The organism is Bacteroidota bacterium (assembly GCA_016721765.1).
GTDB lineage: Bacteria > Bacteroidota > Bacteroidia > UBA4408 > UBA4408 > UBA4408.
This window is the reverse complement of sequence record JADKHO010000001.1, coordinates 1,452,553-1,464,303: the sequence shown is the minus strand read 5'-3', so window position 1 is coordinate 1,464,303 and position 11,751 is coordinate 1,452,553. Positions and strand designations below refer to the sequence as shown.

General features: G+C 37.3%; 3 protein-coding genes. 2 read left to right on the top strand and 1 reads right to left on the bottom strand.

The window, feature by feature from the left end; all coding sequences use genetic code 11:
• Positions 1–4: 4 nt before the first annotated feature.
• Both IPP32_05140 and IPP32_05135 read left to right on the top strand, forming a co-directional pair.
• On the top strand, positions 5–907 hold the full coding sequence (locus IPP32_05140; protein ID MBL0047468.1) for a hypothetical protein: 903 nt from the start codon (positions 5–7) through the stop codon (positions 905–907).
• 235 nt (positions 908–1,142) lie between these two features.
• Positions 1,143–4,991 carry an SBBP repeat-containing protein gene (locus tag IPP32_05135; protein ID MBL0047467.1) on the top strand — a complete coding sequence of 1,283 codons (3,849 nt, stop codon included), beginning with the start codon at positions 1,143–1,145 and terminating at the stop codon, positions 4,989–4,991.
• 370 nt (positions 4,992–5,361) lie between these two features.
• Here IPP32_05135 and IPP32_05130 read toward each other — a convergent pair whose 3' ends face one another.
• Positions 5,362–11,739 carry a hypothetical protein gene (locus tag IPP32_05130; protein ID MBL0047466.1) on the bottom strand — a complete coding sequence of 2,126 codons (6,378 nt, stop codon included), beginning with the start codon at positions 11,737–11,739 and terminating at the stop codon, positions 5,362–5,364.
• Positions 11,740–11,751 lie beyond the last annotated feature (12 nt).

Sequence of the window (11,751 nt, the reverse complement as noted above, 5' to 3'; positions counted from 1 at the left end):
AACAATGAACAAAGCAAATTTTATTATTGAAGAAGTCAGCCAAGAAATAAATATCATTCCTAAACATATAGAAGGCTTCTCGGATGAGCTTTCAAGTTTTCTAATAGTACCTGTAAATTTCATTTTTAGGCAAATTAGCCTAACTGCATTTGATGTAAGTTCTATAAAGTTCTCTTTAAGCTTGAATAATACGGCAGTATCTGAAACAGTTGAATTTACTGGTTTTTCTGTTGATGAGAAGCAACCCAAAAAAGAACACAAAGAATCAAAAACTATTATGTTACCCCTTAGTGAGAAAGAAATAAGTTTTATTGAGAAAAACCGAAAAGGTGATTTAGTTTTTAGGTTAAGATTTACTGGCCTAGTAACAAACAGAAAAAATTCACCCATAAAAACCTCTCCCGTTCAGTTAATTAAGGTTGATTATGACGCGCCATTTTGTTCTATTTTTGAATCATATATAGATTTTGAAATTCCTCAATCGCAATGGGTGAAGAGCGTTTTACCGAAATTGAATTATAATAATTTCAAACTGATTGAAGTCCCTTTACACCATCAACATCTAAAAGAAATATATTCAGGAATTTTTTTAGAGTTCGAAAAGGCAGATGAGTATTTTAAGAATCATAACTACAATGACTGTATTGGAGCTTGCAGAAAGACTCATGATAAGATACATGAAGAACTTAAAAATATTGCAAAAAATATTGTTTCAAGATCTAACTCAAAGTGGTTCAAGGAGACCAATGAGGGTATTCTTGAATTAATTACTAAGCTAGAAAATTCTACTTATCAATTATCCTCCAAAAGTCATCACACAGGAATGAAACGCGATTTTACCCGACATGAGGCAGAATCAATCTACCTTGTTACACTTGGACTAGTAAATTTTGTTGCCTACCATTAGAATATAATACATAAACTAGCCTCTTCCAATTCGATTCAAGCTTCTTTGTATACTTAAAATAGTGGTTACAATATTTCAATATGTTTTTATCCTTATATGAAATAAAAGTCCCAAGCCCAGTTTTATAATGAACCTAATCGATTTCCACCACTAAAAGATATCATTTCTCTCCAAATTTTTATTCTTAATTTTACACAACACTGTGATTTTGTAAATCACAAAAACCCCATTTTAATTGAAAAACACCTATTTACTGCTTTTTATTTTATTTTTTAAAGCGCATTCCTCATTTGCACTTGACCCCACCTACCAATGGGCCAAAGAGTATAAATCTAGAGTTTCCCCTGCTGCGGTTGCTACTGATGCAGTAGGAAATATTTATGTAACCGGTGGGTTTTCGGATACCACTGATATGGATCCTGGTCCGGGTGTTTTTTCCTTAATTTCAGCAGGGAGTATTGATTTTTATGTAATGAAGTTAGATCCGAGTGGAAATTTGATTTGGGCAAAATCATTGGGAGGCTCCGGTTATGACCTCGGAACCGGAATAGCTTTAGATAATAACGGTAATATATACTTAACAGGTGGATTTATAGGTACTATTGATTTCGACTTTGGGCCTGTTACATTTAATTTAACTTCAGTTGGAGACCGGGATATTTTTATTTCCAAATTGGATCAAAATGGAAACTTCATTTGGGCTAAAGGTATGGGGGGAGCTTATGATGATTTTGGCTCTGGACTTACTTTGGGCACGAATGGCGATATAATTATAACTGGCATATTCAAAGACACAGTTGATTTTAATCCAGGCGCTGCAATAAATAACCTAATTGGCGCAGGCATTATTACTTCTGATATTTTTATTTCAAGTTTTGATGCCTCCGGAAATTTTTTGTGGGCTAAAAAAATAGGTTCAAATAGTAATGAATATAGCAGGTCAATTGAAGTGGATTATGTGGGAAATATTTATTTGACAGGTCATTTTTTCGGAACTGCTGATTTCGATCCGGGAGCTCCAGTGTACAATTTAACTGCTACTGGAAATTGGCAAGATATTTTTATTTTAAAATTGACTTCTACAGGTAACTTTATCTGGGCAAAAAGAATCGGTGCTTCCAATACAGATATTGGTACAGATATAAAAACGGATAGATTGGGTAACATATTTATAACCGGCATATTTTTCTTAACAGTAGACTTTGATCCAAATGCAGGTATATATAATTTAACTTCAGCCGGCAATGAAGATGCTTTTGTTTGTAAATTAGATTCCAGTGGAAATTTTATTTGGGCTAGGCAATTTGGAGGAACTGCTCCCGATGGTGCATCTGCAATAGCATTGGATGTTGGCGGAAATGTTTACACAATTGGTCATTTTAGGACTACGGCAGACTTCGATCCTGGTGTTGGAACTTATATTCTTTCAAATGCCGGCCAAGCTGATGCCTTTTTGTGCAAATTAAATAGCAATGGAGATTTTGTGTGGGCTCATAAAATAAGTGGAACAGACGAAGATATTGGAAGTTGTATTAATGTGGATCCTTTCGGGAGTGTAGTTGTTTCAGGTAACTTTGAAGGAACAACAAATTTCAACTTTCCTTCTACTGCAAATCTAACCACGGATTTATATGGAAGCATGTTTATGGCCAAATACAGTCAATGTGCCAATGCAAGCATACAAAGCGTTAGTGCCTGTAACTATTTTACTTGGATAGATGGCAATACATATACTTCGAACAATAATACTGCCATCTATACCCTAACAAATTCCGCTAGTTGCGATAGCACAATTCGATTAAATTTAACTGTTTCGAGTAATAGTGTTGGAACAGATGTTATTACAAGCTGCAACAGCTATACCTGGATTGATGGAATCACCTACCCTTCAAGTAATACTACCGCAACATTTACATTGCCCAATGCCGCCGGCTGTGATAGTATTATTGCCTTGCAGCTTACAATAGCGAATAACTCTTCCACTCAAACTGTTTTTGCCTGCAATAGTTTTAATTGGATAAATGGTATTACCTATACAAGTAGCACAAACAGTGCATCTTACACCCTTATCAATGCTGCCGGATGCGATAGCGTGGTAAGTTTAAATCTAACAATTGGGAATAATGCTTCGGTGCAAACTGTTGCTGCCTGCAGTAGTTTTACATGGATTGATGGAATCACTTATACCAGCAGTAACAATTCTGCAACCCACACGCTTACGAATGCTGCCGGCTGTGATAGTGTGGTTACTTTAAATTTGAGCATCAACAATAATTCCTCAATTCAAACTGTTAGTGCATGCAGCAGTTATACATGGATTGATGGAATTACTTATACCGCAAATAATACTAGCACTACCTTTACACTCACCAATGCTGCCGGGTGCGACAGTGTAGTTACTTTACACCTAACTATTAATACATTTTCTTCTACACAAACAGTTAACGCATGCAACAGCTTTACTTGGATTAATGGAGTAACTTACACCAATAGCAACAATACAGCAACTTATCTGCTCAGCACCGCAGGAGGCTGTGATAGTTTGGTAACTTTAAATCTTAGCATCAACAGTTCTGCATCCACACAAACTGTTACTGCCTGTGATACTTATACTTGGTTGGATGGAAATATTTATACATCCAGCAATGTGGCAAACTATACCCTTACAAATGCTGCAGGCTGTGATAGTGTGATAACTCTAAATCTAACGATAAATCAAAGCAGTTCAATCAATGATATTATTACAGCATGTGAGCAATATACTTGGATAAATGGCTTAACCTATACCAGCAGCAATTTTAGTGCTATAACTACTTTAACCACCTCTTCGGGCTGCGATAGCATTATCCATTTGAATTTAACAATTCACTATAACACAAATGCTATTGATGCAATCACAGCATGCGATAGTATTGTTTGGTTGGATGGAAATACGTATTCGGCAAGCAACAATACAGCCACCTTCAACCTTCCTAATGCAGTTGGATGCGACAGTATTATTAGTTTAGCATTAACCATTAATAGCAATTCATCTATTCAAACCGTAAATGCGTGCAGCAGCTATACCTGGATTGATGGGATAACTTATACGACAAGTAATTCAAGTGCAACTTATACGTATACCAATTCAGCAGGATGCGACAGCACTGTTACACTTCACCTCACCATTAATAATAATTCATCCACACAAAATGTAATTGCTTGTGATAGCTATACTTGGATTAACGGGGTTATATATGACGGCAATACAACAGCAACTCAAACCCTCACCAACTCTGCGGGTTGCGACAGTGTGGTAACACTTGTATTAACTATTTATAAAAGTACAACCGGATCTTCAATTGTAAATGCATGTGACAGTTATACCTGGATAGACGGAAACACTTATACCAGCAGCAGCAGCAATGCAACCTATTTATATAGTACAGCAGCCGGATGCGATAGTTTGGTGACGCTTATTCTTACTATTAATAAAAGTAGCTCAGGTATCGATTCAGTTACTTCATGTAACAGTTATACCTGGATTGATGGCACTACATATACTGCAAGTAATTCAACAGCTGAATACACGCTTACAAATTCGATGGGTTGCGATAGTTTGATAAGGTTGAATCTTACCATAAATACTGCTGATGCAACGTTTACACAAATTGAAAACAGTTTAACAGCCAACGCTCTGAATGAAGAATATCAATGGCTCACCTGCAACAATGGCTTTGCAGCAATCACTGGTGAAACCGCCTCAACATATTTGGTTACTGCCAATGGTGATTATGCATTAGCAGTAAACAACAATGGTTGCAGAGATACATCGGATTGCAGCTATGCCTCCGCGAATAGTCTCGGAAATAGTTTCTTGATTTATCCCAATCCAAGCAAAGGAAAATTTTTAATACTTGTGGGCGATAAAATTCCACTTCCAGCAACAGCTAGAATTTATGATGAATTAGGAAAGAAAATAAAAGAACTTGAAATTACCGACAGCAAAACTGAAGTTGAAATTGTTGCTGCAAATGCGCTTTACTTTTTTAGCCTCAAAAATGGCAAGGATTGGCTTAATCAGAAGATTGAGATACAGAAGTAATTTGTTAAATTAGAATAACTCTTAAGTTAAACATGTGTTTTGCTTCAAGGTATTCCATTTCCTAATTCAGTTTCGTTCTTAAATTAATTTGCGAAGGATTAAATTTCATCACTCATCAAAATGATTCCCATAAATGGATCGTGCATGAAATGTGTAATCAGTATTCAGTATAATCTTTAACCATCCATTTATAATCTTGAACCCGTTATTTGAATTATAAAAAGCCCTCCTTTGCTCTAAACAAGAACTTCGGAGGGCGAATGTAGAGTCAATCGAACAAATGCCAATCCAACGTGATATTAATATCCTATTAGGTATAAAATCTTCTTCTATTATTCAAGAATGAGTAAATTATTAAAAGAGGTTAAAATCACTCCACCACAAACTTCTTCTGAAGCCGCACACCATTTACATCGCTTAAAACAATATAAACCCCGGGGGCTAAATCAACTTGAGGTTTGATGACAATCCTGTTTTCTTCTTTCGATACAATAGCTGCACGATATACACTGGCTCCTTCTGAATTAAAAATGAACAAATCTACCTTTTGATTTTTTTCTTTTATTCCGTTAAGTTCAACTGAAAATTCACTATGGTATGGATTAGGATTCGGGTAAACATTCATAGATAACATCGAAAGGTTTGGGCTTTCAGCTTCAAGTGAATCAATATACCTTGAGTAGTTGGAATTGGTTGTGATGCTACATGAATCGCCATAAGCTTCCCATTGTCCTGCATAATATTTAACCTGCACATAGTAAGTTTGGTTAGCCAAAATTGTACTGCCTGTTTGATTTGCCCATGAAAGTATGAAGAAGTTGTTAGAGCTATTCCTGTATATCTCGCGTGTGCGATAGCCGTTACTGAAAGTTCCTGAAACTTTATACTGATAATTTGAAGCACCATAAATTGCATCCCAATATAAAAAAGTTGATCCTGAGCTGATTGAAGTATTGCATTGTGAAGTCTGCAATTTAGTTAGGGGTGCGGTTGGTGTGGTAAGGGTGCAAGTGCTTCCATAAGGCAGCCACGCACCTCCAACAGCAGCAGCAGCTTCAATTGAATAGGTTGTGCCATATTTTACACCTCCGGGAGAAACTGCTGGATTAATAGAAGTAAATCTGAAAAAGCTGTTTGAATTGGAGGTTTCTATTGTATTGTCATATCCGCTTGCCGTAATGTGATAGCGATATTGCGATGCCGAACTAATTGGCGTCACATAAAATATATCGTTTAACGTTGTCTGATTTGTATTGCAATAAGTTGATGTTAAAGAAGTAGTTGGAAGACCTGAAACATTCACCACGCAAGTTGGGCCAAATGTTCCCCATTCACCCGGTCTGCTGCCATATGTTGAATTAGTACTTCCAACAAGCGCGCGTACTTTTACGTTGTAATAATATCCATACCTTACCTTAGGAGTTATTGCAGCCATATCAAGACGTAACTCATCAACAGAATTAAAGGTAGTGCTAGTTGTATCATACACATAAGAATTAGTGGTGTCGTTCTCCACAATTTTATACTGATACTTGGAAGCTCCTGTAATGGGAGAAACATTAATTAACTCATGCTGGTCTGTTACAATATAATCGCACAATCCAGGTGTTGAGGGATTATCAACCAATTTGTTTTGCGGAAAAGCAGATAGTGTTACAGGACAAGAAGCACCATAAGGACTCCAGATATTATTCTTTTTATACGAAACAGAAACATTGTAAATATATCCATAAATAACCCCGGGAGCCTGTGTTATTGGGTAAAAACTGGTGTTTGAGTTAGAAGTTCCATGTTCAAAATTATAACCCGACTGCCCACCTGTACCGACAAACTTATATTTATAATTACTGACACCTGAAACACTGTATGCATAAATTAAATTAGTTGAGCTCAAAGTGGTATTGCAATAGGTAGTATCAACCCTTGTCACTTGTATTTCTTTTATTTGAATGTCATCAAGATAAAGGCTTCCTTGATTGGCAGCACTGGTTGCCTGAAATCCGAAATATATTTGACCAGTAGCAGTTGCCAAATAATCATTGGCAGAATCTTTATGATAGCTTGTACTGCTGCTCGATCCATTAAAGAGGAGATGACTACCAATCAGCGTTGAAGCATCAGGGCTTGATCCAAAATAGACTTTAAAAGTTTCGGCTGCACTGCCACTTGCAATTCTATCGTACCAACTCACACGGTAAACATGACCGGCGGTAACGTTAATGGGTGGTGAAAAGAACCAATCTTCAAGGGCTGTTGTATTATCCGGATTTTTATCAATACGCATGTGATTGCTTCCAGTTCGCGGTGCTGTAGTACTTGTATACCAACTGCTTGAGCCTAGTCCGTCATAATTTTCAATAAGCATACCGCAAGGAATGGTAGGAGCGGTCGCACTTTCTGCACCAAGTGTAATTGTGGTACTAAGGGTTGGTGAAACTGCCTGTGAAGCCCCCGATGTAAATGAACCTGTGGAGCATCCATGTGTCAATGAATCCCTTAAATCAAAAGGAACTACTTTATAATAATAAGTTGTTGATGGATTAAGCGGAGACAGTGAATAGGAAGTATCAGTACCAACATCCTCATGATAAACAAGATAGTTAGGTGTACCGCTCCCGCTCCATATAGTAAGGTCATATCCTTTCAAACAACTGCTTGCCGCTGTCCAAGTGAGTTTAGTTGCTGTGATACAGCTTGTATTTACTGGTGTAACAGTAACACAGCTTGGCCCCGAACTTGAATCAGGTGTTGCTACTGTTATGTTAATCACTTTAGTACAAAGGCTGTCATCAGTTATTGTAACAGTATGATTGCCTGCTGTAAGACCATTAACAGTTGCTGTATTTGCACCTGTGCTCCACGAATAAGTATAAGGAGCAGTACCATAAATTGGGCTAACTGTTGCAGTTCCAAAGTTTGGACTCAAACAAACATTATCTGTTGGAGTTACACTACCATCCAATTTACCTGTAATTGCAACTATTTGTGTATCTACATAAGAAGTATTTCCTCTGGTTATTGTGTGCGTAATCGTAAAAGTATAATTGCCGTTCGCTCGGCTTTGTGTGGCGCTAGTATTATCCGTATAGTCGGCAAAATAATCCCAAGTAAAAGTTGCTGGTGCACCCCTTTCCGGAGTTCTTCTCACATCGCCAAAATCCCAGCTATGAATAACATTGGCTGAGTCTTCATCAGCGGTAACAGTAATTTCACCGGGTTTTGAACAACCTGTTCTCGTTATCCTAAACGATGCATCAAATGTATTGGGAATATCAGTGCAATTATGGAGGTAAACTGACGAAGCCTGTGTGTAAAAATTAAACACATCGCCTGCTGGAGGCGTAGTTGTAGTAATAACTGTGTTATAATCTTTGTCAAAAAGTTGAAACTGGTTCATTCCTCCGGGTGCTCCATTATTTTTAAATTTCAAACAAAAAAATTCATTGGGGCCTGTTGGATAAGTGGTATTCACCACAGGAGAAAACACAACTCTAATTGGAACTTCCATATAACTTACACCCCCAACTGAAGGACTAGCCATTGGTGGGTAGATATAAGATCCTGAAGCAATAGTACCTGCACTCCATGAAAAGTTAGCTGCTGTTAATGCACCCGTTGTTGGTGGTTCTAAAAAAGCAGGATATACGAGAGAAAGATCAATGGATTGAACGTCATTTATTGATTTATGCACACCAAGGCAAACATCAACAATGCTCTCTTCAGCGCAATCTCCATTAGCGTAGGTTATTAAGGGGCAAGTAGCTAAAACACGCACGCATTCTTCTCCTGCATCAATTGGGGTATTTGCCCCTTCTTGCATTGAAACATAATTCGTATGACTTGCAGGAGGTGTAGAAGGACAAAAATTATTTACTAATGTAAAATAACCTTCTATTACAAACGTCTCACAATAGGGGCCTGGTGGTAAAGTAACTGTAAGTGGAGTGGATAATGGATTATTAATCACATGAAAACTGGATGATGGAGGTATACCATCAGTTATTACGACAGTATGAGAAAAGGCGGAATTATTACAAACCTCAACTGTAAATTTAACTGGGTAACCTGCATAGGTTACAGTCGGCACTGCGGCTTGCTTTATAGTTAAGCACTCTGTTGCAACAATAACTGTAGCTGTAGCTGAATAATCACAACCACTAGCTGTACTCGTTCCTGTTGCAGTAACAGAATAAACCGTTGTTGTTGTAGGACTTGGTGAATAATTATACGAAGTAACTCCACTTACCGCTGTACCGTTGGCAAACCACTGGTAATTTTGAAAACCAGTTTGTGGTGCTTCCAAATGTACAGTAGAACCTGGATTGCAATTAGCAAGTGGATCTGAACTTGTAATGTTAAAAGCATCCGAGTTAAGATATGTCAAAGTGTAAGAAGTTTCCAAATTACAACCGTTTGCATCTGTGGTAAAAATCGAATACTGACCTTCTGCAATAACATTTATTTCAACGGTAGTTTCTCCTGTGCTCCAAAAGAATGAAGGGGCTGCACCTTGATTATCAGGATTCAGATTGACAATTGTACCCGGACAGACAGGTCCTGATGGATCAGCCGTAATTGTTGGGGTCGCACCACCATATATATTGGCAAGCATTGCGGAAGATACATTTTTTGAAATAGTTTGAGTACAACCATTGGCGGTTAAGATTGTTACAGTATAAAGTTGCTCAGTGGCATTGGTAATTGTGGGAATGTTTGCTCCGGTTGTATTCCAGGAATATGTTTCATTGCCTGTATTTGCAGGGACAATACTTAAATTCACAAAGTGAGACCCAATGGGAGGAGAATTTTGACCGCAAGTTGCCACAATACTTCTGAAAGGATTATCAAATACAGAAACAGTAATAGCGTTGCTTGTACCTGAGCAACTTGTACTTGAAATAGTACAATGGTAAACCCCGCTTTGTACAGCGGTATAATTATAATTTGTTGCATCAGCAATGGCAGCACCGTTTAAAAACCATTGATATGTTGCTCCTGTAATATTCCAATTGGCTTGCAGAAAAATAGGCGTGCCACTACAAACGGTTGCCGGCACCAATGGGTTTGAACTCAATGCTTGAATATTAAAATTATCGCTTATAATTATTTCTTGTTCATAAACATAAAAGCAACCTGTCGAATAAGTTAATGTTAAAGAAACATGATAAGTTCCTGCTCCAAGAGTATAATGAACTGGTTGTAATCCTGTTCGAACCCCTAGTGGATTCCCTGCATAAAATGGAGTTGACCCACTAGAAGGTGTTGTACCTGCCACAGTTTGCAAAACTCCCAAGTTGCTCGAAACAATATAGTTATAACCAATACCAGCTTCAATTGGCCCTTGATAAACCAAGCTTAAATCTGTGTAACCACTTGCCGGGCAAGCATCAGTAAAAGCTAAAAATGTAATTGGGTGGTTTAAAGGTTCAACCATGTAATTTTGAGCATACCATTGGCACGCACCTGGTGCAACCCTATTGCCAAGTGTTAGATTTTTTACGTTGTGAAAAGAATCATCTACATAATCGTCATAAAAATCTCGCTCTACAGTGAAGATATTTACATCACTTGCAGACTGCAGGTGATCACCTAAAAAATTAGAAGCAGGGGCTGCTCCAAGTCTTGTACTATTAGCTGCAAAAATTGGGTGATAATCTGTATTTGGAATTGTTCCAGTTGGACCGACACATGAAGATGGTTGTTTAAGCAGGGGATTTACTGCTGGAGCAGGATTGGGGCCTGCATCAATTGATTCAGAAAATCTTAAAAACCGATCAATATATTTGTCTGTTATCCGTGCCATATTATAAACTGGATCGGAAAGTCTATTGTAGTAATCAGCCAATATTCTGTCTACCTTTCTATTTGAAGAAGATGGAGACTCTGTGTCGTCAATTAGCTCGGCTATTTGACAGGGATTCAATAGGGTCACATCATTTGGATTTTCTAATGTGCCCAAATAAGTTTCTACATAACTAATTGTTGGGCTATTGTTGCGTATATCATCCATATCAAAAAGTAAATCCAAATAATCATTATGATCAGGAGGATCAATTCCATCAGTAAAAAGAAGATTACTATTAGGATTCCAAAATTCATATTCTGTGGTCAATATGTCGATATGTATATTGCTATTTCGGCATACACTGCCACCGCCAAAATAAATAGGGTTGTTCATGTTAAGCAATCTCAATGCAAGCTTAACATTCTCTGCTACTTGAAATCTAGGGTCATCATCAGCAATTTCCTCTTCTATATATTTTAAGTGATCGTAAAAATCGGTTTCATAAGCAGATGAATCAAAAATAAATGGGCTGCTTACACGTAAGTTTCCAATATGATTGATATCAAGTTTATCAAAAGCTCCTGAACTTCCAACAAGCTGGATGCAATAATCATTTTTTGCTTTGCAAATAAATTCTTCCAGAGCCTCTATTTTATCATCTTGTTGACCGGAAGTACCGTAAAATATATTTCTTAATCCATATAGAGAAATATAGGTAAAGTGATTTTCCATGCAATATTGTAGTAATGCATCCTCTTTTACATTATCATCCAAAATACTATTTGCAGGGTCAATATCATCTGATCCATCAAGAGCAATAAAACGGTTTACATATAGTCCCCTTTGCTCCCCTGGTACCTGAGAAAAAGCAAGAAAGTTTATAAAAGTTAGCAGGAGCGCAAAAAAGATCTTTACCTTTTCAACGCTCTTAAAAGTCAAAAGAATCTCTATTCCTGTTTTCATTTTATGATGGTT